The organism is Celeribacter marinus (assembly GCF_965656515.1).
Taxonomy (GTDB): Bacteria; Pseudomonadota; Alphaproteobacteria; order Rhodobacterales; family Rhodobacteraceae; genus Celeribacter; species Celeribacter marinus_D.
Genome location: NZ_CBFHKW010000034.1, coordinates 1 through 21668 on the forward strand (window position 1 = coordinate 1; position 21668 = coordinate 21668).

Sequence of the window (21668 nt, forward strand, 5' to 3'; positions counted from 1 at the left end):
CCTTGGGGTAATCGTAAGCTTCGGCCTGCACATCTTGGCAAAACGCCAAAACCGCAGGGCCGCAATTGGCCGGATCGGTCATCGTGCGCAGCGCCCGTGGCAGCGCGGTCAGGAGATGCTCAGGCCGCGTGATACGGTCAAAATAGCGCGACACCGGCTTGAAGCAGTCGTTGGCCGACACGGTGCCGTCATCAAAATCCTCAACCTGTTGCAGCACCGGATCGGGGCGGCGGTTTGCAAACACATCTCCCGCCACAATCAGCAGAGGCAAACGGTTGACATGCGCCAGTGCGGCGGCGGTCACAACGTTGGTGGACCCCGGCCCGATGGAGGTGGTTACAGCCATCGCACGGGTGCGCTTTTTACCCTTGGCATAGGCAATCGCCGCATGCGCCATGGTTTGTTCGTTCTGGCCGCGCCATGTGGGAAAGACATCGCGGGCGGCATGAAGCGCCTCGCCGATGCCCGCCACATTGCCGTGGCCAAAAATGGCCCACATGCCATCGATGTAGCGCTCGAGCTTTTGATTGCCTACCGCTTCGCTACTTGAGGCGGCTTTTTGTACGCCTATCGCTTCGCTACTTGAGGCGGTGGGCGTCATTTGCACCGAGAGCCATTTGATCATCGCCTGTGCGGCGGTCAGTCGGATGGTGTTGCTCATTGCACGGTCTCCATCGCTTTGGCACGGGCATTATCCCAGACCTGACACAGGCGGGTGTAGCGCGCGGCCATGTCATCAACCGCCGCCGCATCGCTCATCTCGCCCGTCATCCATGCGCGGGCGGCATCGCCAAAAATCGTCCGGCCAACCGCAAAACCTTTGACGAGTGCGAAGCCCGCGGCCACTTCGAAACTCGCGGACAGCTCTGCCTCGGGCGCATCAAGCCCGAGCACCACGATGCCGCGCGTGTGTCGGTCAAAATCTTCGATGGCAGATACGGCGGCGGCCCAGCCCTCCGCATCCGCCATCGGTTCCAGCTTCCACCAGTCGGGGTAAACCCCGATCTCGTAGAATTGCCGGATCAAAGTGGCGGTCGTATCGGGAGCAATGACCCCCACTTTTGATGGAATGAGTTCAAGTAAGAATTCAAGGTTGTTGCGCCGCGCAGCCTCGAACAGGCGCTTGACCGTGGCCTCCTGATCGGCGCGGGTCGCAGCGTCATCGTCGGGGTGACAAAAACACAGGCATTTAACGACATTCTCACGCGCCCATTGGCTCAGCCCGCCAAAATCTGAGCCCAGTTCAGGCTCCAACGTCAAAGGCCGCGAGGCGGGCCATTCGGTCGGACGTCCGATCCAAAGCCCAGACCCTGACGCCGCATGAAGTGCCGCCTTGCCAATGCGGTTGTCGCACAAGATACCGTAGCCGGTTTGGCCGTTTTGCACCCGTTGCGCCGCTTTGAGGCACAATTCCTTGAACGCACCGCCGCGCTCAATCGTGTAGCCATTCGTCTGTTCGAGCTGCACACGGTGGTCAAAGGCAAACACCCGCATGGTGGACCAGTCGCCCGCATTGCGTGTGTGGCGCGTGGTGGACCAGTGGATTTGCTCAAGCGCCGGATCGTTGCGCAAATCCCTTTGCACCACGCCGCGCCCGAGGAAAAACTCAAGCTCCTCAACACTCGGATAGGCGGGCGTGCAGCCGTGGCGCGACACCGCGAAGGCGCCGCAAGCATTGGCGTATTTGAGCGCCGTGGGCCAACTCACCGCATCCAGTGTCTGCGCCTCCATCCACCCTTTGAGCAGACCGGAGAAAAATCCATCCCCCGCGCCAAGCACGTTGAACACTTCGATCGGAAAGCCCTGCCCCGTTTGGCCACCATCAAGGCTATCAGGGATCGCGCCCTCAAAGGCTGACGCGCCAAGCGCGCCGCGTTTGCACACCAGTGTCGCACTCGATTGCTCGCGCACCGTGCGCAGGGCAGCAAGCGTATCGGTGGACCCACCCGCGATATGGAACTCTTCCTCGGTGCCCACAATGAGATCAAAATAGTGCAGCGTGGACAAAAGCTTATCCGTAACAGCCTGACTTTCGACAAAGCGGCTTTCGCCGTCACCATGCCCCGCCACGCCCCACAGGTTGGGACGGTAATCGATATCAAGCGCGGTGCGGATGCCGTGTTCGCGGGCAATCTTGAGCGCCTTGATCACCGCCGCTGCGGTTTTGGGATTGGACAGGTGCGTGCCGGTGACAACAACAGCCCGCGCGCGTTTGATGAACGCAGGGTCGATATCGTCCTCGCACAGCGCCATATCCGCGCAGTCCTCGCGGTAGAAGATCAGCGGAAACTGGTCCTCGTCGCGAATACCCAAAATCACAAGCGCCGTCAGGCGGTCGGGATCAGTCACAACGCCGTCCGTGCACACGCCCTCGCGCGCCAGTTGCTCGCGGATAAACCGCCCCATATGCTCATCGCCCACACGGCTGATCAACGCGGTTTTAAGCCCTAAACGAGACGTCCCGCACGCGATGTTCGTCGGACTGCCGCCAATGTATTTGTCGAACGACCCCATGTCCTCCAACCGCCCGCCAACCTGCGTGCCATACAAATCAACGCCCGCGCGCCCTATCGTGATTACGTCAATGTCTGTGCTCATGGAGAAGTGCCTGTCAGTTCAGTTGCGTGTGTCATTCCAAGGGCCGAGCGGTCGCCCAGCCCTCAGGAGTAGTGGTTCAAAGGGCGGACTTTACGTGCGTAATCGAGGTTGCTAAAGCCGCCTCGGCATCAGCCAGCGCGTGCACCTCTTCGGCAAAGGGCTCGAAGCTGAAAGGACCGGTGTAGCCCAAATCGAGCAATGATTTGATCTGAAAAATATTTTCCAAACGGTCGTCTTCATCCACCAAAACGCGGTGCGCATCGAGCATATCGTCGACAGACACTGAGGGATCAGTGACACCCGAGATGTGGACGAGGCCCGTCCATTCAGGAAAGAACTCGGTCTCTCCCGCAAGATGGTGGTGGAACGTGTCGTGCATCAATTTGTAAATCCCCTCCCCACCCGCAGCCTTGATCGCGTCGATTGCGGTAGCTTTCTTGCGCATGGAAGAGATCGGGAAGCCTAGAGGTTCGACCAGCCCCATTAAGCCGCGTTCAACAAGGATCGGCTTCATCGCCTTTAGCGCTGCGACCAGATCGTCGAAGGAAACGACATTGCCGTCATTGAGCGGGCACATGACCAATGCACGTGCGCCGCAGACCTTGGCATAATCAGCCATAGCCACAGCACGTTCGGGCAGATCGTCCGACCAAACGTTAAACGGGTAAAGTGCGTTGATCGACAGGATGGTCATCCCGTGTTTCTCGGCCAGTGCCTTAACCTCTTCGGGGGGTATTGTGCCGACGACATCGGGGATGTCGTTGCGGATCTCCACCTCGGTGATCCCGAGACGTTTGGACATCTCGAAGAAGGCTTCGAGTGACAGCTTGGGCGCTGCGATATGGTTCATTGCAAAATGCATGGCAAACCTCAGTTGTAAAGCGCGGGGCGCTCAGGATTGGAGATGATGATCGCGGAGCCTTCGGCCTCTTGCGCCTCGACGCAAGCGTCACAGGTCACGGCAGCCATGTAGCCATCCCAAGAGGAAGGGCCAGTCGCTGTGCCCTCGGCCGCGGCTTTGATGAAGTCCTGAAGTTCAACATCATAGGAGGCGACGAAACGGTCCTTCCAATCTGTCAGGATTTCATTTTGAAATTTGGCACCAAGACGCATTTTAATGGCCTGCGGCTCGGGCAAGTAGGCAACACCATCTTCCCCGACAACCTGACATTGGATGTCGTAGCCGTATTTGCAGTTCACATAGATTTCCGTGTTGATCACCACACCTTTGGCGGTGGTCAGGGTAACAATCTGCGGATCGCGCAGCTTGGCATGGCTCGCGGCACAGGAGCGCGGGAACGTCACACGAGCAGAGACATAGTCATCATCGAGCAGCCAGCGGAACACGTCGATTTCGTGCACAAAAGTATCGTGGATCGCCATAGGCGTCACATATTGTTCGGGCACCGCTGGGTTGCGATGCGCGGCGTGAACCATGATCGGTGCGCCGGTATTGTTCACGACCGCATCTTTGAGCGCAACATATCCGCTGTCGTAGCGACGCATGAACCCGACCTGAACGAGACGTTTGCCTGCCGCGACTTCCGCATCGACAATGCGCTTGGCTCCCTCAGCCGTCGTCGCCAAAGGCTTTTCACAAAAGACGGGTTTGCCTGCCTCGATTGCGGCCAGAACGTAGTCCTCGTGGGTAGAGCCCGTCGAGCAAACAAGAACGGCATCGACCGTGTTGGCGGCGATCAGCTCTTGACCCGTCGCATAGACAGTAGCATCGGGGGCCAGATCAGCCTGGACAGCTTTTGCGGCCTCGGAGGAATAGTCTGACAAAGCGACAACTTGCGCGCCTGCGAGTACGTTTTGGATGCGGCGGGTATGATCGCGACCGATCATGCCTGTGCCAATAACACCGATTTTAAGCGTCATATCTGTCGTCCTTATTTATAATGCTTTGCGAGATACTGTTTGGTTTGTGCGAGCATGAACCGCGCACTGTCTTCGGCGCGGTCTTCCCAGGCAAACACGCAGTTTGACAGCACGCCGTCGAATTTCATCTCGGCCAATATTGCGAAAAACAGATCCCAGTCTATTTCACCTTGGCCAAAGTCGAGATGCTGGTGAACGCGCACTTTGGATTCTGGTGGATTTACGATGTAGCGCAATTCAGATGACTTGTTGTGATCATAGGTGTCGGCCAAACGAACATGTTCCAACAGACCGGCGGTTGCGCGCAAATTTGCTTCCATATTGGGGCCATAGAAGAAGGTGTGCGGCGCAATGAATGACGCGCGAACCATCGGCGAATTGATGGTTTTGATGATGTCGATGGCGGGATGAATTTCTTCGACCCAGTCCTCTGGGTGCGCCTCAAGCGACAGCTTGATCCCCTCTTTTTCAAGCAGAGGGACCAAAATATCCATCGCACGAAAGAACTGCCCCTCGCACACTTCCGGGCGGTGAAGACCCGACGTGTCGTTGAGCGAACGGTTCGGCGAGCCCCCGCGTCCGAACTCGGACACAAACATCGGGCACTCTAATTCGACAGCCAACTCGATTGCGCGCTTCCAATTCTCGATCGCCATGTCCCACTCGTCTTGGTACGGGCTGGCCCAGCGATACATCGGCTGAATGGTTGCAAGACCCACGTTGTTCTCCTGCAACGCCTTTTTGAAAGACTGGATTTTTTCCGGGTACAGTTTGGGGCGTGTCCACCACGAAAAGAAATCTGGACGCGGAGACATTTCCACGTAGTCGTAACCAAGCTCTGCGACTTTGCGGACAGTATCCTCCAAAGACAGATGACGGATCATATGCGGGTCAAGTGTATGCTTCATAGCGTGGCTCCGTGTAAGGCTAAAGGGAGTGGGCGCCCCACCCGCAGGGCGGCGGACGGGGCAAAGGGACTATCGAAACTACTCGGCTTCGGGAAATTCTGCGCCAGTTTTGGCACCCGTGATGTAAGCTACGACGTCTTCGGGCTTGAGCGCATCGTCCACCTTGATGTTGGCGCAGATGCGGCCACGACGAAACACGACGATCCGATCCATCAAGTCAAACACCTGACGCATATTGTGGCTGATCAGGATCACAGGCTCGTTTTGCTCTTTGAGCGTGCGAATGATGTTCTCCACCTGCGCAGTTTCCTGCACACCGAGCGCGGCCGTTGGCTCGTCCATGATCGTGAGCTTAGAATGGAAGGCAGCCGTACGGGCAATCGCCACACATTGGCGCTGCCCCCCCGACATGTTCTGGATCGAGTTAAGAATGTTGGGAATTTTCACCCCTGTCTTCACCAGACCAGCTAACGTCGCTTCGCGCATCGCTTTGTTATCGAGGATCGAAAACGGCCCAAGCTTGAATTTCACCTTTTCACGGCCCAAAAACAGGTTCGATGGAACGTCGAGGTCATCCGCCAATGCGAGATTCTGGAACACTGTCTCGATACCCGCTTCTCGTGCCTTGATCGGTCCGTCAAAATGCGTCGGTTCGCCGTGGAGGATGATGTCGCCCCGGGTCCGCTGCTCGACGGCGGTGATTTGACGTACGAAGGTGGATTTACCCGCCCCGTTATCGCCCATTATGGCGACATGCTCACCTTGATGAATCTTAAAGTTGGCTCCCTCGAGGGCATGAACCCCGCCGTAATGTTTTGTCAAATCGCGCGTCTCCAGCACGATTTCGGACTTGCTGTAATCCAACATTTCTTTCTCCTTACATCCGTGCTGCATTGCGCTTTTGGCGATATTGATCGAGGACAACCGCACCGACGATGATCACACCTTTGACCATTTCTTGATAATAGGCATCGAGGCGCAGGAACGTGAAACCGGAGATGATGACACCAAAGATCAGAGCGCCAAGCACCGTGCCGAGGATAGAGCCACGACCACCCGAGAGCGACACGCCACCGATGACGGTCATAGCGATTGCATCGAGCTCGTACATGGTACCCATGCCGGCCTGCGCAGTGAGGTTTTTCGACGAGAGCACGACCGCGGCTAGAGCGGCAAGGACTCCCGCGATGGTGTAGACGAGAACTTTATGGTGTTCGACTTTGATCCCGGACATGCGGCTAGCCTGCTCATTGGACCCAATGGCATATGTGTGTTTGCCGTAAACCGTGTACTTCAAAACCAGGTGGAACAAGACAGCCAGAGCGATGAATATGAAAACCGGCGTCATGCCCGACCCGAGCGCAGCGTAGCTGTCGGTCGGGAAAGAAATAGGTTGGCCTTTGGACCACCACTTGGCGGCGCCGCGCGCGAACACCATCATCCCCAAAGTCGCGATAAAGGGCGGAATTTTCGTGTAGGCGATCAGCACCCCGTTGATACCGCCGGCGATCACACCACACACTATGCCAACCGCGATTGGAACAATGACGGGTAAGTCGGAAACACCGCCGAACACCAAGCTGGGATTTTCCATGCCATTGAATTCGGCCACCTGTGCAAATGACATTGCCACCATGGCCGTTGCGCCGACAATCGAACCAGGCGACAGGTCGATACCACCCAGAATGATGACTTGGGTTGAGCCAAGTGCAATAATGCCAATGATAGATACCTGAAGAATGATGATCTTCAAACGCGCTTCGTTGAAGATGCTGTCAAAGCGGTCAGCACTATCGAAGAGTAGGCTTTGACCCATCAACAAGGCCCCAAGTCCCTCGAAAATAACCACGATCAGAACCAGCGCAAAGAACACGTTCCATTCAGGCGCGCGCGCTTTTTTCTTATCGTCGAAGGTCAATCCCCCTACGCCGTGCAATGTTTTCGACATATCTTGCTCCCAGATTTCGGCACGCCGTTACAGGCGCGTAAGGTGAAGCGGCACTTGCGCTCCGCTTCACTGTTTTCACGTCCAGACGGGTGTCTGATTACTTCGTGTAGTCACCGAGGTTGGCGGGTGTCACTAGCTCGAACGGCACGTAGACTTTCTGGTCAACATCTTCGCCAGCAGCCAGTTTCAGTGCGGCATCCAGAGCGCCTGCGCCCTGACCTGCTGCGTTCTGGAACACAGTGACGTCGAGATCACCTGCGGCCATTGCGGCGAGAGCGTCTGCGGTCGCGTCAACTCCGCCCACCTCGACGGAATCCATATCGATGCCCGCTGCTTTCATTGCCTGAATGGCGCCGATAGCCATTTCGTCGTTGTTGGCGATCAGCGCGTCGAAGGGTTCACCAGAGGACAACCAGTTGGTCATGAGATCCTGAGCTTCATCACGGGACCAGTTTGCGGTCTGCTGATCGACGACTTCGATGAAGGAGCACATATCCATGGAAAGAACGTCTTCGATGTCTTTGGTGCGCTGAACGGCCGCTTGGTTGGACAGCTCACCCATCATCACGTAGGCACGAGCACCGCCGCCTTTGCCAGCAGCACGCAGGTTCTTGCAGATTTCGAAGGTTTCCAACGTACCGGATTCGATTTCGTTGGACGCAACGAAAGCTTGGTTGTCGGGCAGCATATCGACGTTGATCGGTTGACGGTTGACGTAGACGAGCGGCACGCCAGCGGCTTCAGCAGCGGCGGTCATGGCCTGCGTGGCGGAGGTGTCGACAGGGTTTACGATGATCGCGTCAACACCGGATGCAACAAAGTTGTTGATTTGGTCGAGCTGTTTGGCCACGTCGTTCTGAGCGTCTTCGACCTGAATGTCTACACCGTCCATACCGTCGGCCATCTCGATCATACCGTTGCGCAGAACAGTCAAGAAGTTGTCGTCGAACAGCGCCATGGAGACACCGATAGACGCGGCGGACGCGCTTGAGGCAAGCATGGTAGCGACACCTGCCGCGATAATAGTCTTTTTCATTGAGTTTCCTCCCAAGTCCGACGTCCGGCGCGTCGGCGTTTGAATTGTTAGGCCGGAGTGACCCGTGTTAGCGTCACTTTCCGCTGCGCGACCTCCTCGACGCGAAGCAGTTTTTTTTGGTAGGAAGGCAAACCTCACCCAGCCCTCGCCCATTGGGCGAAGAGATCAAATTGCGAAAAACGGGATGAACCGTCGCCGCAAATTTATAAGCTCGGATGAAATGATCCTCCCAGCCGAACTCATGTCTTCATGTCTCGGCTGGCAGAAGGTTGATCCCATTTCGCGCTTCGGGTCAACGGAGGGCGCTCAATATCACATCATTCATGATGTGACTATGGGGCTAATTTTGATGTAAAAACATCACTAAATGGACTCAGGCAGATAGAGCTGCGGCTGTAAAAATGCTTGTCCTGGCACAGCCGCACCGCCATTTTTTACTGCGTTCACCATCATTTCCACCAGCTCAACACACAGTTGCCGCAACGGCGTTGAGATCACCATGGTCACATAGCCGTCGGCAAGTGCTGCACGGCTGTCTTCTGTTAACTCATTGACCACCAGAGCCACGTCGTGAGGCCGAACTGTTTCACGAAGCGCAGCAATCGCGCCTTCCATGCCACCTCCCGCCACATAGAGCCCACGCAGATCAGGGTGACGGACCAGCAGTTCCAAAGTCGCTTCATAAGTCAACTGCCGCGTCTCGAGATTCACCAATGAATCGAGCACCGTGAAGTTCGGAGCACTGTCCCGCACGAAGCTGCGAAATCCCGTCTCGCGTAGCTCGTGACCGTGCCAGCGATTGCCTCCGACAAAAACACCGAACTTACCGTTTGCGCGCGCGGCAGTCGAGGCCATCCACCCCGCTAAACGCCCAACCTGCATGTTGTTAAGGCCAAGATAGTTTTCACGAACGCCTTGGGCAAAGTCGTTGAGCAAGGCGAAGGTGGGGATTCCTCTCTCTTTGAGCCGTTGAACCTCTTGCGTAATGTTCTGATGATTGACGGCCGAACTGGCCAAAGCATCCACCTTGGGTGCGATCGCATGGATTTCATCTAGGAAGGCCTCAGGCGTTTGCGCACTTGAAAACCGAATTACAGCCCGCCCGCGAATATCACTGCGCTCAGAAACGGCCTGCTCAATTTCGGCGGCGAAATTCTGATAGAATTCCTGCTTCCCTTTGTGAAGCACAATTCCAAAAGTCATCTGTGGAACCGAAGAGTCTAGCCTTCGGTCAAAAAGGGCAGAAGCGTGATATCCAACCTTATGCGCCGCCATGGCCACTTTGCGCACCGTTTCTTCGCGGACCGTGCCGCGCCCGTTGAGCACGCGGTCCACAGTTGCAGGACCGACCCCTGCCTCTCGGGCGATGTCCTTGATTGTCGGGCGATTGGCCATAACGAGCTCCTATGGTGTATTTACATCATAGGATGCAAAGTACATCGCAGAGTAGCAAGACCCTTCCTTACGTTTCGCGCAAATGCACGCGGATCGGCGTCCTGTAATCCACGATGCCGTCGCGCCGTCCGTAGTGATGCGCGATCACACAGAGTGCCGTTTCAACCTCCAGAACGGGTTCTTGATCAAGCACCGCATCGATCTGGCCCGCCTTCAACAATGCCCGCCTGTGTTCGGTCAACTCATGGGTAATAAAAACGAGATCACTGCGCTCTGCACGCTTGATGGCTTCGGCAACTTTGACGCCTCCTGCCGAGGCGTTGTAGATGCCAACGATCCCTTTTTGCGACGCAAGCGCTTGCATCGCAAGCTCGCCTGCCCTTTCGCCCCTCTCATAGCTCTCTACAGCTTGAACGAGCCGACACGCTGGGTAGCGCTGCGCCAGTACATCCTCGAACCCACGTCGACGCTCGGCCTGTCCGATCATCGACCAAAGGCCACCAATCAGCATCAGGTCTCCACCCCGAGGCCCGACAAACCGCCCCATAAGATCGCCTGCGATGCGCCCGCCCGTATAGTCGTCCGGCCCGACATATATCGCACGCTCGGCGCGGATGTCCGTGGCCAAGGCAATGACAGGCTTTCCTCCTTCCGCAAATCGGTCGAGTTCAACGGCAATGGGATCTTCGTCGGGCAAACAGGTGATAATCGCATCATGAGCCGCAATCGCACGTTGTATCGTTTGATAGACCTTCAACGGATCCGAAGGATCCGCAATGAAGACCCGCGTTTGGATGTTGAACGGATTTACCCCACGGTTCTGATCCGAAAAGGCGCGGGCGAGTGAAGCGTGAAACGGGTTCTCGTCGGACTGTAAAATCGCGGCCACCCGCAAAGTCCGCGCTGCCCTCAAATCCAACGCCCGGTCCAGCTTCAACCGCTTTGCTGCCGCAATAACGCGCCGTTCCTTATCCGTGACAACGCCGCCTCGATTGTTGAGCACACGGTCCACCGTGGCGGGCGACACCCCCGCCTCCCGCGCCACGTCTGCTGCTGTCACCTTGGATACCATTTCGCCTCCGCTTGAAGATATTTCATCAAAACATCCTTAGCACGACCGCCCCCGATTTTGTAAACTTACATCATCGCCGACAGGGCGAATGGAGGACTATCATGAAAAAACTGGCTTGTTTCGGCGCGGGGCGTATAGGGCAGGTTCACGCAACCAATGCCGCCGCGCAACCGGGCGTTGCGCTTATCTATCTCGTAGATCCGGTTGACACCCCTGCCCGCACGGCATTGGCCGCGCATACAGGAGCACATATCACTAATACGGACACCGTTTTTGACGACCCGTCCATCGACGGCATCTTGATCGCCAGCTCAACCAATAGTCACGCTGATCTACTGATGCGCGCCGCCAAGGCAGGCAAAGCGGTGTTCTGCGAGAAACCGATCAGCCTCGACTTTGCGCTAACCCAGCAAGTTGTGGAGGCCGTGGAGGCCTCAGGAATTCCTTGTATGATGGGGTTCCAGCGCCGCTATGACGCCAGTTTTCGCGCAGTGCACGCTCGTATTGCTTCTGGAATGTCGGGCTCGCTGGAACAGCTCACAATGTTCTCGCGTGACCCGTCCCCGCCCCCGCGCTCGTATGTGGAAACCTCGGGCGGTATGTTCCGCGACAGCACAATCCACGATGCAGACATGGCCCGCTTCCTGCTGGCCGAAGAAATTGCCACCGTCTACGCGGTCGGCGCATGCCTGATCAGCGATGAAATTGGTGTCGCAGGGGATGTGGATACGCTCATGGTTACCCTCACCACGGTGTCGGGCCGCATGGCCAATATCACCGCATGCCGCCGTGGCCCGATGGGCTACGACCAACGTCTGGAAGCACTCTGCGCGCGCGAGGTGTTGAACGTTGAAAACCAGACCCAGACCCATATGACTGTCTCGTCTGCGGACGGCAAACGCATGGCCGCACCCGAAAACTACTTTATCGAACGCTTCCGGCAGGCCTATGCCGCCGAAATGGAAGCTTTCGTAGACCTGTTGGAAAACGGCAAGGCACCTTTAGCGGGTATTCGTGATGGCTATGAGGCACAACGCCTCGTGGAGGCCGCACTCCAATCCTACCAAACGGGAGTGCCCGTTGCCTTCGCCGCGGATTGGACACCGCAGGGAGGTGCCGCATGACCGCCCTACCCCAAGGCGTCCATCTCGGCGTTAGCCCACTGTCGTGGAGCAATGATGTTCTGCATGATCTCGGCGCTGATATCCCCGTCGAAACCTGCTTGACGGAGGCCGCGCAGGCGGGCTACGCGGGCGTCGAACTGGGTCGCAAATTCCCGCGCGATGCAAAAAACCTTCGCCCACGGCTCGCTGCGCATGATCTCTCGCTTGTTTCGGGTTGGTATTCGGGGGAGTTGGCTGAGCGCTCGCTCGACGCGGAAATCCATGCCGTGCACGCACATGCCAGCCTTTTGCGGGACATGGGCTGCTCTGTGCTGGTCTATGGCGAGGTGGCGATGATGACGGGGGACGCCCCGCTCGATGTGGGTATGTCCACCCGCACGCTAATGCCGCGCGCCGCGATTGCCGCATATGCTCTGCGCCTGACCGCGTTTGCGATCCATCTACGTGACACGTACGGGCTTAAACTGGCCTATCATCACCACCTGATGATGGTCGCCGAAACCCTGCCGGAAATTCAGGCGCTTATGTCCGCGTGCGGGACACAGGTCGGTCTATTGCTCGACACAGGCCATGCCGCAGCAGCTGGGTTCGAGTACACCGATTTGATCGACGGCTTCGCGGATCGCATAACCCATATCCACCTAAAGGACGTGCGACGCGACGTAATGGCCGCGGTCCGTGCGGGCGATCTGAGTTTCAACGGCGGGGTGCGCGCAGGCATGTTCACTGTTCCGGGGGATGGTTGCCTAGACTTTGCCCCGCTCACCCGCTTCGTCCGCGAAAGCGGCTATAGGGGCTGGCTGGTGATTGAGGCCGAACAGGACCCCGAAAAGGCCCCGCCACTCGCCGCCGTCACGCGCGGCCGAAACGCCATCCTTTCCGCATTCCAAGATTCGTGAGACACACATGACAAAGACCCTCAACATCGGCCTGATCGGATCGGGCTTTATGGGCCAAGCCCACGCCGACGCCTTCCGCCGCGCCGAAATGCTCTATCCAGATCTGCCCGCCAAGCCGCGCCTCTATATGCTGGCGGATGCGACACATGCGCTTGCCGACAAGGCCGCCGCGCGCTTCGGTTTCGAAAAAGCAACGGGGGACTGGCGCACCCTTGTTGCCGACCCCCAAGTAGACGTGGTCGACATCACCTCGCCCAATTTCCTGCACTTCGACATGGCCATGGCGGCGATTGAGGCGGGCAAGCACGTCTATTGCGAAAAGCCGCTGTCCGTCACCGTAGCACAGGCCGAGGCCATGACCACCGCCGCGCAAAAAGCTGGCGTAAAGACCATGGTCGCTTTCAACAACGTGAAGACACCTGCCGCGATGCTGGCCAAACAGATCATCGAACGCGGAGAGATCGGCACGCCGACGCGCTTTCGCGGATGGTTTGATCAAGGGTTCTTCAATGATCCCGACCTGCCTTTTTCTTGGCGTTGCGCGCGCGAACAGGCGGGATCGGGCGCTTTGGGAGATCTCGGCTCCCATGTCATTTCCGTAGCCCAGTATCTGATGGGCGACATCACCGAAACCATTGCGCAGACCCAGACCTATTTCCCGACCCGCCCCGAGCCGCAGGGTCAATCGGGCTATAGTGCCAAAGCCGCCGAGAATGCGCCCCGCCGCGCGGTAGAAAATGAGGATCAGATCCAGACCATGATCCGCTTTGCCTCGGGCGCGGGCGGCACCATCGAGGCAAGCCGCATCAGCGCGGGCAAGGTCTTCGGCATCTACTGGGAGGTTTCTGGGACCACGGGCACAATCATCATGGACGGCGAGCGGTTCAACGAGATCAAACTCGCCCGCTATGACGACGACAAGCGCGATCGTGGTTTCAAAACCCTACTCGCGGGCAGTCAGGTGCCCCAATTTTCTGCATTTTTTCCATTCGACTTTGCCGGAGGCGGGCTTGGATACTTTGACGTCAAGGTCATTGAGATTCGCGACTTGATTGATGGCATCTGCTCGGACGGGCCGTGCACCCCCGACTTTGGCTTTGGCCTAACAAATCAGCGTATTGTCGAAGCTATGGAACGTTCACTCGACACCAAAACATGGGAGACCGTTTGATGCCTTTTCCAAGCACCCTTCCCGCCTCGCGCATTCCCGATCCAATGGACGCCCCACCGCTAAGATGGGGCGTGCTTGGGTCAGGTTGGATTGCCAGACAGTTCATCGCCTCGACCCGCGCCCATACACTGCAAGTCTTTCACGCCGTCGGATCGCGCTCCCGCGAGAAGGCCGAGAGCTTTGCCGAAGAATGGAATATTGCGATTGCCCATGCCAGCTATGAGGCTTTGGTCTGCGATCCGGATGTCGATGTGATCTACGTGACCACGCCGCATAACATGCACTTCGCCCATGTCAAACTGGCCTTGGAAGCGGGTAAACATGTGCTCGTCGAAAAGCCGATGACGATGACTTATGCGCAGGGCAAAGAGCTGGCCGGTCTGGCTCAGACCAAGCGGCTGTTTTTAGCGGAGGCTCTCTGGACCTATTTCCTACCAAAATTCGACGTGTTGCAGCAGGTTTTCGATAGCGGATGCCTTGGCGAGATCAAGTCTATCCATACCGAATACGGCGAATATTTCGCCCGCGACCATCGTATTTTTGAACCCAAACTTGCAGGTGGGCCATTGCTTGATCTGGGCACCTATCCGCTTTCGCTAATCACCAAGCTGATGGGGGTGCCGACACGGATGGCGGGGCTCAAGCAGATGGATCAAAGCGGCGTGCACGGTCAGATTTCATTGGTGATGGAAAACATGTCGGGCAATCAAGCCACTCTTGCCACCACGCTCTACGGGCTCACCCCAACCAATGCCGCGATTGTCGGCACATTGGGCACGGTCCAATTCAGATCGGAGTTCAACCTACCCGGACCGTTCCGGATTCTGTCCGCGGACGGCTCGATCGTGCTTGACTACAACGAGCCGCGCGGGCGGCATTTCGAAGGGCTGTTCTATGAGGCCGCCGAAGTGGCCCGTTGCATCGCGGAGGGCAAAACCCAGACCGATTGCCGACCGCTGTCTCAGACACTAAACATGCTCGAAGCCCTAGACAAAATCGTCGAAACGCTCAGCATTGACTATAGCGCTTCGTTCTAGGGTGTAGACTTTATTCAGCTAAAGCTTGATCGCGAAGAGGTGGACAATGGCGAGGTCATTTCATTTGATTTTTCGTAGGTTTTGTAAGCCTTCGCATGTCTTTCATTTTGCAAAAAGAACCACTCGACCAAGTTGAGCATGGCGTAGAGATCACGATTATGAGGAATGCGCATTTTGGCATTGGATTTTGAAGAAATGACCGCCATCGCCCCTTTGTCGGCGATGGCTTTCGCCGGTTCTTGCCAACCCACAAACGCATCAATCACTTTGCTATCATGGATTTTTCGGCCATGACCTCGAAGCGCAGGGGCCGCACAAGCTCCGGCTAGCGTTATGGGGCCAATGGGTTCGAGCATGCGCCGGTCGTCAAAGCAGTCATCCTATTTCAATGCTTCCCATTCACCTGCATCGGCTGGCCTCGATGGCCCCACTATGTAAATGGCTTAGTGCTTTGGAGGGCCAATCTTCGTCTCAACCAATGCATTGTCAGGCGCTTCACCGGCCGTGCCTTTACTGGGTTTCAGCCCAGCATCTGGCGGCCTTGTCGGTGTATTGGATTGGAAACATATAGGGCGAATTCAAGCGGTTGCAGCGATGGATCAGAGTGTCAGCAGGACGCTGTTCATAAGGTGCTTGATCCAACGCATTTAAGGGGAACTATGGTGGTGTAATATGGAGACCCGCCAGACGGCGATTTTATTGGTCAACACTTCAACGACGAATTCTACAGCGCCCGTGTCTCTCGCGGGTCGTGACGCCAAATTCGCGGGCCAGATCCTCGATTAGCACCCCCTCAGCACGCTTACGCACGATGGCAAAACGCTGGTTTTGCGTTAGCCGTTTGTGCCCTGGTGCGCGCGGTCGGACCATGTGAAGTAATCACCCCTATTTCTTGCCAGCATCATACAGGCAGCCCTGTTGTGGCATTTAGCCACAATTAATTCAGCATTATAAGATTGCAAAAACTGCCTGTATTCCGTTTGGAGCAGCCATCGGCTGTACGATCAAGCACATCCTACCGATCAACGGATTGCCGCGAAGCGTCGGGTAACTTGACCTCGACATGGCTCGCCCACTCATTGATCCGAACTGGATCATCACTGTTCTCGGTTGGCTCGGCGGCAAGGGAAATTATGCTATTGCGCAGGAACAGGCACGAAGCAGTTGATGTTAAGCTAGCCGTTCAGCGTTTGGCGCTGTGCCTCTCGCAAGATTATCTGTGGGCATCTGGATTGATGCCTGGAAACCGGATGTGTCCCCCCGACGCGGCGATTCCAAGATCAACGGGCTTTCGATCCGGTCAGCTATGGCGGCAACAATCGCGAGGCCGAGTCCGTTGCCGTCATTGCTTGCGTTCGCACGCTCGAAGCGCGCGGTCAGACGGTCAAGGGTTTCGCGCGGCAGGACGGGACCGTCATTCGCTACGATCAGTTGGCCATTTTCCGTCAGGTTTACGTCGATCGGAACATCCGCCGCCCCGTGGCGCAAGGCGTTCTCCACGAGATTTCGGCACAAGATGGCAAAGGCATCGGGATCGATATCCGACATGACCGCCGCGTCTGGCAGTGAAAGCGCGATCCGACCTGGCGCGCCCACGCGGCCGAGATCGTCCACTACGATACGGGCGACGGCGCGAAGGTCAGCGCTTCGGTCCACTCGCAAGCGCCCGCCTTCCGCACGCGCAAGCTGCATTAGGCGTTCGGAGAGTCGGGTCAGGCGCTTCAGCGTTGCCTCGATCTCGGCGGCCCGTGCTTCTGTGGCCGGATCCTGTGTTTCCGACCGAAGCCGCTGTGCCTGCGCAATAGCACCCGCGAGCGGCGTGCGAAGTTCGTGCGCGGCATTCGCAGCAAAGCTGCGCTCGGCCTCGAAAGCCTCGCGCAACCGGCGCATAAGGCCGTTGAGCGTGCCGGCCAAGGGGTCGATCTCAGTCGGCAGGTCATCCGCAGGAACCGCTGACAGGTCGCGGGCGCCGCGTGCCTCGAGCCTAGTGCGGAACCTGCGCAGTGGCTCGAGGCTGAAGCGAACGGCCAGGATGATGGCCAGAAGCACTACGGGCAGCATGACCAGCAGCGGCAGGCCGAGACCCATCTGGATTTCTCGGGCGACCGATGCGCGATGGGCCAATGGCTCGGCCACGGTGATACTGACCGTTCCCTGAAGCGCCGCATCGCCGTAGAGGCGATGGGAGGCTGTTTGCTGAAACCCCGGCCCGTCGTACCGCGGGAACACGGCGGGATCGGCTGCATGGGATTGCAGCAGAATCCGGCCTTCGGCATCCCTTACGAGATAGGTGAAAAGTTCGTCATGCTCCCGAATCGAGGCAAGCCGCTGACTCACCACTTGATCTTCCCGCCCGACGATGTCGATCACGGCCAACGGAAGGATGCGCTCCGCCGTTTCGCGCAGGGCAGTGTCAAAGACTTCGTCAAGCTCGCCCCGGACGATTACGGCGGTGACGGTTGCAGCCAACAGCCACAGCGCCGTCAGTACGAGACCGACCGACAGGGCCAGCCGGGTCTGCAGGCTGCGCGGAAGCCTCACGGCTTACCCAGCCGATAGCCCATGCCGCGCTCGGTCTCGATGACTGCACTCCCAAGCTTCTTGCGCAGGCGGCTTACATGGACCTCGATTGTATTGCTCTCCACCTCGGCGTCGAAGGCGTAGAGCCTATCCTCCAGCTGGGCCTTGGACAGCAAATGGCTAGGGCGGGCAAGGAAGGCGTCGAACAGCGCCCATTCGCGAGCGGTCAACGCAACCGGCTTGCCGTCGCGGTGCACGCTGCGCCCGGCCAAGTCGATGTTGAGCGATCCAAGAGTGACAAGGGGGTTTGGGTTGCCGCTATAACGCCGAGCGACCGACCCGATCCTGGCCGACAGTTCGGCCAGGTCGAAAGGCTTCACGAGGTAGTCGTCGGCGCCCGCGTTCAGCCCGTCGATTCGATCCGACACCTGGTCGAGCGCTGTGAGGATGATGACCGGAGTCACATCCCCCCGCGCGCGCAGGCTTTTAAGGAAGCCAATGCCGCGGCCGTCCGGAAGCATCAAATCGAGAAGGATTAGGTCATAGGACGTTGCCCTCACCGCATCGCCGGCGGTATCGAGGCGTGTGACCCAGTCAACGGACTGGCCATCGGCGGCAATCTGGTCGCGCACTGCTGCTCCCAGCACCGTGTCGTCCTCGATCAGCAGGATACGCATATCTGTCCTTTCCTTTTTTCCTGGACCATTTTTTTGGCAGTTGCGACTTACGTAAAGCTGACGTGCGCAGATACAGTTATTCAGGCTGCCGTCAGCTTGGTAGCGCATATATTGCATCGAGACACGCCCCATGAGGAGTTTGGCCCATGAAGAAGACATTGATAATTATTAGCGTTCTCGCGGTTTTCCCAGCCAGCTGCGCACTGGCGGACGATGATTGCTTTGTTCCAATGGCCGATTGGGAGCCGCGCGAAAGTATCACCCTACTGGCCGAGGAGAACGGCTGGACGGTGCGCCGCATCAAGATCGACGACGGCTGCTACGAGATTGATGGGCGCGACGCCGAGGGCCGCCGGATCGAGGTGACGGTGCATCCATCAAATCTGCAAATCATTGAATTCGAGTACGAAGAAGAAGAGGAGGAGGAGGACCACAATGACTGAAACCTACGCGACTGAACGCGAGGATGGACGACACGGTGCCGAAAGTACAATCCGTGTCTGGGATCCGCTAGTGCGAATGTTCCATTGGGGGCTCGTAGCGGCCTTCGCAGCGGCATACCTGAGTGCTGAAGAGCTATCGACGGTACATGAAGTGGCGGGATACATAGTTGCAGGGCTGGTGGCTTTCCGTCTGATCTGGGGGTTTGCCGGCAGCCGTTACGCCCGCTTTGCCCAGTTTATGAAAGGGCCGTCGGCGACAGTCCGTTATCTCGGCGACATGGTCAGTGGTCGTGAGCGCCGTTATCTTGGCCACAACCCCGCGGGTGCAGCGATGATCGTCGCACTACTGATCACCCTGTCGGGAACCGCTTTCACGGGCTGGCTGATGGAGGATGAAACCCGCATGACAATGCTGCCTGATTTTCCGCAAATCGTAGCGCCCGCCTGGGCTGACGACGATGGCGACGAACGCGCGGAACATGGTGAAGGCGGCGAAAGCGCGCTGGGAGAGGTACACGAAACCCTCGCCAATCTGATGCTTCTGCTGATTGCCGTCCATGTCGGCGGCGTGGTCTTGGCCTCGTTCCGGCATCGTGAAAACCTTGCCCGAGCCATGGTTACCGGTACCAAACGTGCGCCCGAGCCAGGCGACGTCGCCTGACCGGAGGAGTCCCCCCAAAGCCGATCGTTCCATCGGCCGAACCTGGCCCCGCCCTGATCGGCGGGGCCATTTTATTTCCTGACAGCAAGCTGAAGCAGGAATCGCTGGGGCGTCAGGATGCCCTCAGGTCGGGGCGCCAGATTGGTGTGAGCAGACGAAAGGAGACCCTGCCATGAAAAAGACCCTGACCGCCTTTGCCCTGATCGCACTTTTGCCCGCCGGCGCTGCGCTGGCCGACGACGATGATTGCGATGCGCCCCGTGACCAGTGGCAGCCGCGCGAGGCCGCGATGGAGATGGCCGAACAGAGCGGTTGGACGGTGCGCGACTTCGAGAGCGACGACGGCTGCTACGAAATCGAAGGCCGAGACCAGGATGGCCGCGAATTCGAGGTGAAGCTCGATCCGGCGACGCTGCAGATCGTCGAGATGGACTACGAGGATGATGACGACGACCGCAGTGGTGCTCGCAATTCCGCCCCCGCCGGTTCCGTCGCACCGCCGCAAAACGGCCTCTTCGGCAACGGCGCACCGCCGCAAGTTCAGGTGAACTGAACCGCTTCGCAGCCCCTCTCCGAACAAGGATACATCCAATGAAATCGCTTCTCAAAACGCTCGCGCTCACCACAGCGCTGACACTTCCTGGCCTCGCGATGGCCAGGCCGGTCACGCTCACCACGGCCCTCAACAATTACGGCGGCGACGGCGCCTATCTTGCGCTCTACGTCACCGACGCCTCGGGCGCATATGTCGGCAGTCTCTGGATGGCTGGCGGCAAGTCCAAATACTACAAGCATCTGAGTGACTGGCACCGCGCCACGGGCGGGGACACCGCGCAGGTCAACGGCATCACCGGGGCCAGCGTCGGCGCGGGTCGCAAGCTCAAGATCACGCTCGACTTGGCCGACGCGCTGTTCGATGCGGGCTATAAGCTTCACATCGATGCAGCTGTCGAGGATATGCGCGACAGTCCGAACGAGGTGGCGGTGCCGCTTACGACCGATGGCGCGGGCGTGACCACACGCGGGCGCCGCTACGTCGCCAGCTTCGTCTACGACATGTGAGGAGCGGGGCCATGATCCGTGCACTCCATCGCTGGCCGGGTCTGCTGGCCCTCCTGCTCGTCACTATCCTCAGCTTGAGTGGCGCGGCGCTGTCTGTCTTTCCTGCGGCCGAGCGGCTTGCCGCGCCGCAGGCAGAGACCAAACTGACGGTCGCCACTCTCGCGGACCGTATCCAGTTGGTCTATCCGGGTGTCGAGCAGATCCGCAGGTCGCCATCGGGACGGATCACCGCTTACTGGTTCGATCAAGGTAAGCCAGGAGCAGCCGTGATCGACCCTGCAACGGGGGAAGGCGTGGCCTCTGCTGATCCCAATCAAGTTGAGCGCTGGCTCACCAACCTGCACCGATCACTGTTCCTTGGTGACGGCGGGCGCATGGCAATGGCCGCCGGAGCGGCGGCGATGCTGGTCCTCTCGCTTTCAGGTGCGGCGCTGGTCGCCCGGCGTGCGGGGGGCTGGCGGCATTGGTTCGCGCCTCTGCGCGGCCCGCTCGCTGGACGGCTGCATGTCGAGATCGCTCGGATCGCAGTCGTTGGCCTTCTACTCTCGTCGGCTACGGCTTTGTGGATGACGGCGTCTACCTTCGAGCTGCTTCCCGATGGCGGATCGCCGCCGGCCTTTCCGGCCGCTGTGAGCAATGGGACGGGTATTGCACTCGACCGCCTTGCCGGTCTGAGCGAAACACCAGTCGCAGACCTGCGCGCGCTGAGCTTTCCCTATCCCGAGGACGCCGCGGACGTCTTTACGCTCAAGACCGACCGGGGCACCGGATATCTCGATCAGGGCGACGGAGCCCTCCTGGCCTGGGCCGACCTGACCGTGTGGGAACGTGTTTCGGAAACCGTCTACATGCTCCACACAGGACAGGGCGCGGCGACACTCGGTCTCGTGCTCGGTCTCATGGCGCTAGGCGTGCCGGCGATGGGTGCAACCGGCGTCCAGATCTGGCTCGCCGGGCGGAGGGGGCGACCGCGCATCCGGAACAACCAGCCAGCAGCGGGTGCCGAAACGATCCTGCTCGTCGGCAGCGAGGGCGGCAGCACTTGGGGTTTCGCTGCAACGCTTCACGCCGCGCTGACAAAGGCCGGGCAGAGCGTCCATGTCGGCCCGATGTCGGGGTTCGCGCCCGAGCGCTACAAAAGGGCCGAGCGGATCATCCTGCTTGCCGCGACCTACGGCGACGGTACGGCGCCTGCCTCGGCCAAGGGGTTCCTCGACTGGCTGAACGCGTCGGAAT

General features: G+C 58.5%; 22 protein-coding genes. 9 read left to right on the top strand and 13 right to left on the bottom strand.

Annotated elements, in window-relative coordinates; genetic code table 11:
• From ACTG34_RS08870 to ACTG34_RS08915, 10 genes are all read right to left on the bottom strand, one after another.
• Positions 1–661: thiamine pyrophosphate-binding protein (locus ACTG34_RS08870; RefSeq protein ID WP_439104588.1), on the bottom strand; the 661-nt coding region annotated here is incomplete at its 3' end.
• Positions 658–2598: a bifunctional 5-dehydro-2-deoxygluconokinase/5-dehydro-2-deoxyphosphogluconate aldolase gene (locus ACTG34_RS08875; protein WP_439104589.1), complete on the bottom strand. Its 1941-nt coding sequence runs from the start codon at positions 2596–2598 to the stop codon at positions 658–660. The genes ACTG34_RS08875 and ACTG34_RS08870, both read right to left, overlap by 4 nt.
• A gap of 76 nt (positions 2599–2674) precedes the next feature.
• A complete protein-coding gene (locus ACTG34_RS08880; protein WP_236852432.1) occupies positions 2675–3448 on the bottom strand; it encodes a TIM barrel protein in 774 nt (257 codons plus the stop codon).
• A gap of 20 nt (positions 3449–3468) precedes the next feature.
• The gene (locus ACTG34_RS08885; protein ID WP_439104590.1) at positions 3469–4479 is read right to left on the bottom strand and encodes a Gfo/Idh/MocA family protein; all 1011 of its coding nucleotides are present in this window, start codon (positions 4477–4479) and stop codon (positions 3469–3471) included.
• A gap of 11 nt (positions 4480–4490) precedes the next feature.
• Positions 4491–5387: a sugar phosphate isomerase/epimerase family protein gene (locus tag ACTG34_RS08890; protein WP_439104591.1), complete on the bottom strand. Its 897-nt coding sequence runs from the start codon at positions 5385–5387 to the stop codon at positions 4491–4493.
• A 78-nt stretch (positions 5388–5465) separates the two neighbouring features.
• Positions 5466–6254: an ATP-binding cassette domain-containing protein gene (locus tag ACTG34_RS08895; protein ID WP_062219622.1), complete on the bottom strand. Its 789-nt coding sequence runs from the start codon at positions 6252–6254 to the stop codon at positions 5466–5468.
• A gap of 10 nt (positions 6255–6264) precedes the next feature.
• On the bottom strand, positions 6265–7335 hold the full coding sequence (locus tag ACTG34_RS08900) for an ABC transporter permease (RefSeq protein ID WP_062219625.1): 1071 nt from the start codon (positions 7333–7335) through the stop codon (positions 6265–6267).
• Positions 7336–7432: 97 nt separating this feature from the next.
• Positions 7433–8371, bottom strand: a complete 939-nt coding sequence (locus ACTG34_RS08905) for a substrate-binding domain-containing protein (RefSeq protein ID WP_062219628.1) — start codon at positions 8369–8371, stop codon at positions 7433–7435.
• A 363-nt stretch (positions 8372–8734) separates the two neighbouring features.
• Positions 8735–9766 carry a LacI family DNA-binding transcriptional regulator gene (locus ACTG34_RS08910; RefSeq protein ID WP_062219629.1) on the bottom strand — a complete coding sequence of 344 codons (1032 nt, stop codon included), beginning with the start codon at positions 9764–9766 and terminating at the stop codon, positions 8735–8737.
• Positions 9767–9833: 67 nt separating this feature from the next.
• Positions 9834–10838, bottom strand: coding sequence for a LacI family DNA-binding transcriptional regulator (locus ACTG34_RS08915; protein ID WP_439104593.1), 1005 nt, complete (start codon positions 10836–10838; stop codon positions 9834–9836).
• Positions 10839–10939: 101 nt separating this feature from the next.
• On the opposite strand from ACTG34_RS08915, the gene iolG reads away from it, so the two are divergent.
• The 4 genes from iolG to ACTG34_RS08935 are packed head-to-tail and all read left to right on the top strand — an operon-like array spanning position 10940 to position 15069.
• On the top strand, positions 10940–11962 hold the full coding sequence (gene iolG / locus ACTG34_RS08920) for an inositol 2-dehydrogenase (RefSeq protein WP_439104594.1): 1023 nt from the start codon (positions 10940–10942) through the stop codon (positions 11960–11962).
• Positions 11959–12861, top strand: a complete 903-nt coding sequence (iolE, locus tag ACTG34_RS08925) for a myo-inosose-2 dehydratase (RefSeq protein WP_062219635.1) — start codon at positions 11959–11961, stop codon at positions 12859–12861. Before iolG ends, iolE begins: the two co-directional genes overlap by 4 nt.
• A 7-nt stretch (positions 12862–12868) precedes the next feature.
• The gene (locus ACTG34_RS08930) at positions 12869–14032 is read left to right on the top strand and encodes a Gfo/Idh/MocA family protein (RefSeq protein WP_062219637.1); all 1164 of its coding nucleotides are present in this window, start codon (positions 12869–12871) and stop codon (positions 14030–14032) included.
• Positions 14032–15069, top strand: a complete 1038-nt coding sequence (locus ACTG34_RS08935) for a Gfo/Idh/MocA family protein (RefSeq protein ID WP_439104595.1) — start codon at positions 14032–14034, stop codon at positions 15067–15069. Before ACTG34_RS08930 ends, ACTG34_RS08935 begins: the two co-directional genes overlap by 1 nt.
• 14 nt (positions 15070–15083) lie before the next feature.
• Here ACTG34_RS08935 and ACTG34_RS08940 read toward each other — a convergent pair whose 3' ends face one another.
• The 3 genes from ACTG34_RS08940 to ACTG34_RS08950 all read right to left on the bottom strand — a co-directional run bounded on the left by ACTG34_RS08940 (position 15084) and on the right by ACTG34_RS08950 (position 18266).
• A complete protein-coding gene (locus tag ACTG34_RS08940) occupies positions 15084–15425 on the bottom strand; it encodes a hypothetical protein (RefSeq protein WP_062219641.1) in 342 nt (113 codons plus the stop codon).
• An 814-nt stretch (positions 15426–16239) separates the two neighbouring features.
• Positions 16240–17610, bottom strand: coding sequence for a sensor histidine kinase (locus tag ACTG34_RS08945; RefSeq protein WP_439104596.1), 1371 nt, complete (start codon positions 17608–17610; stop codon positions 16240–16242).
• Positions 17607–18266: a response regulator transcription factor gene (locus ACTG34_RS08950; protein ID WP_062219645.1), complete on the bottom strand. Its 660-nt coding sequence runs from the start codon at positions 18264–18266 to the stop codon at positions 17607–17609. Before ACTG34_RS08950 ends, ACTG34_RS08945 begins: the two co-directional genes overlap by 4 nt.
• Positions 18267–18412: 146 nt before the next feature.
• Here ACTG34_RS08950 and ACTG34_RS08955 point away from each other — a divergent pair, with 146 nt between their 5' ends.
• The 5 genes from ACTG34_RS08955 to ACTG34_RS08975 form a co-directional block, all read left to right on the top strand.
• Positions 18413–18709 (top strand): PepSY domain-containing protein, encoded by a 297-nt coding sequence (locus tag ACTG34_RS08955; RefSeq protein WP_062219647.1) that lies wholly within the window; start codon positions 18413–18415, stop codon positions 18707–18709.
• Positions 18702–19370, top strand: coding sequence for a cytochrome b/b6 domain-containing protein (locus tag ACTG34_RS08960; RefSeq protein ID WP_062219649.1), 669 nt, complete (start codon positions 18702–18704; stop codon positions 19368–19370). Before ACTG34_RS08955 ends, ACTG34_RS08960 begins: the two co-directional genes overlap by 8 nt.
• A 172-nt stretch (positions 19371–19542) precedes the next feature.
• On the top strand, positions 19543–19923 hold the full coding sequence (locus tag ACTG34_RS08965) for a PepSY domain-containing protein (protein WP_062219651.1): 381 nt from the start codon (positions 19543–19545) through the stop codon (positions 19921–19923).
• Between the two features lie 38 nt (positions 19924–19961).
• Positions 19962–20432 carry a DUF2271 domain-containing protein gene (locus ACTG34_RS08970; RefSeq protein WP_062219653.1) on the top strand — a complete coding sequence of 157 codons (471 nt, stop codon included), beginning with the start codon at positions 19962–19964 and terminating at the stop codon, positions 20430–20432.
• Positions 20433–20443: 11 nt separating this feature from the next.
• The coding region (locus tag ACTG34_RS08975; protein ID WP_439104597.1) for a PepSY domain-containing protein at positions 20444–21668 on the top strand (1225 nt) is incomplete at its 3' end.

Coding starts and splice junctions, on each gene's coding strand:
- ACTG34_RS08935 (WP_439104595.1), top strand. CDS start 14,032: ATGCCTTTTCCAAGCACCCTTCCCGCCTCGCGCATTCCCGATCCAATG.
- ACTG34_RS08905 (WP_062219628.1), bottom strand. CDS start 8,371: ATGAAAAAGACTATTATCGCGGCAGGTGTCGCTACCATGCTTGCCTCA.
- ACTG34_RS08915 (WP_439104593.1), bottom strand. CDS start 10,838: ATGGTATCCAAGGTGACAGCAGCAGACGTGGCGCGGGAGGCGGGGGTG.
- ACTG34_RS08930 (WP_062219637.1), top strand. CDS start 12,869: ATGACAAAGACCCTCAACATCGGCCTGATCGGATCGGGCTTTATGGGC.
- ACTG34_RS08940 (WP_062219641.1), bottom strand. CDS start 15,425: ATGCTCGAACCCATTGGCCCCATAACGCTAGCCGGAGCTTGTGCGGCC.
- ACTG34_RS08955 (WP_062219647.1), top strand. CDS start 18,413: ATGAAGAAGACATTGATAATTATTAGCGTTCTCGCGGTTTTCCCAGCC.
- ACTG34_RS08970 (WP_062219653.1), top strand. CDS start 19,962: ATGAAATCGCTTCTCAAAACGCTCGCGCTCACCACAGCGCTGACACTT.
- ACTG34_RS08950 (WP_062219645.1), bottom strand. CDS start 18,266: ATGCGTATCCTGCTGATCGAGGACGACACGGTGCTGGGAGCAGCAGTG.
- iolE (WP_062219635.1), top strand. CDS start 11,959: ATGACCGCCCTACCCCAAGGCGTCCATCTCGGCGTTAGCCCACTGTCG.
- ACTG34_RS08890 (WP_439104591.1), bottom strand. CDS start 5,387: ATGAAGCATACACTTGACCCGCATATGATCCGTCATCTGTCTTTGGAG.
- ACTG34_RS08910 (WP_062219629.1), bottom strand. CDS start 9,766: ATGGCCAATCGCCCGACAATCAAGGACATCGCCCGAGAGGCAGGGGTC.
- ACTG34_RS08895 (WP_062219622.1), bottom strand. CDS start 6,254: ATGTTGGATTACAGCAAGTCCGAAATCGTGCTGGAGACGCGCGATTTG.
- ACTG34_RS08880 (WP_236852432.1), bottom strand. CDS start 3,448: ATGAACCATATCGCAGCGCCCAAGCTGTCACTCGAAGCCTTCTTCGAG.
- ACTG34_RS08965 (WP_062219651.1), top strand. CDS start 19,543: ATGAAAAAGACCCTGACCGCCTTTGCCCTGATCGCACTTTTGCCCGCC.
- ACTG34_RS08900 (WP_062219625.1), bottom strand. CDS start 7,335: ATGTCGAAAACATTGCACGGCGTAGGGGGATTGACCTTCGACGATAAG.
- ACTG34_RS08960 (WP_062219649.1), top strand. CDS start 18,702: ATGACTGAAACCTACGCGACTGAACGCGAGGATGGACGACACGGTGCC.
- ACTG34_RS08885 (WP_439104590.1), bottom strand. CDS start 4,479: ATGACGCTTAAAATCGGTGTTATTGGCACAGGCATGATCGGTCGCGAT.
- ACTG34_RS08875 (WP_439104589.1), bottom strand. CDS start 2,598: ATGAGCACAGACATTGACGTAATCACGATAGGGCGCGCGGGCGTTGAT.
- iolG (WP_439104594.1), top strand. CDS start 10,940: ATGAAAAAACTGGCTTGTTTCGGCGCGGGGCGTATAGGGCAGGTTCAC.